This is a genomic window from Pseudoalteromonas sp. MER144-MNA-CIBAN-0113 (genome assembly GCF_040308965.1).
Lineage (GTDB): Bacteria > Pseudomonadota > Gammaproteobacteria > Enterobacterales > Alteromonadaceae > Pseudoalteromonas > Pseudoalteromonas tetraodonis.
On the sequence record NZ_JBEOOG010000476.1, the window covers coordinates 1 to 252 of the forward strand.

At 69.8% G+C, this 252-nt stretch carries 1 pseudogene; it reads right to left on the bottom strand.

The features are described from left to right. Positions 1-252, bottom strand: a pseudogene (locus tag AAEY57_RS20565) (MBL fold metallo-hydrolase); the annotation flags it as partial.

A 252-nucleotide genomic window follows, 5' to 3' on the forward strand; every position in this document is an offset into this window, starting at 1 on the left:
CATCGGCACCGCGCGAATGCCGGGCGCGAGCGTCGCATCGCCGCGAAACGTCTTGAAGCGGCCGGCCGCGACGTAAGGCGCGACCGCCGCGGCGGCCGCATCGAAGAACGACGCGAGGAACGCCGGCGCGTGCGCCTTGTTGGCCGGATCGAGCCAGTACGCGGCCTCGACCGCGTTCACCCGCACGACGGCATTCGGAAACGTCATCGCGCCATTCGACGCAATGCCGCCGACATGGTCCTTGTGCAGGTG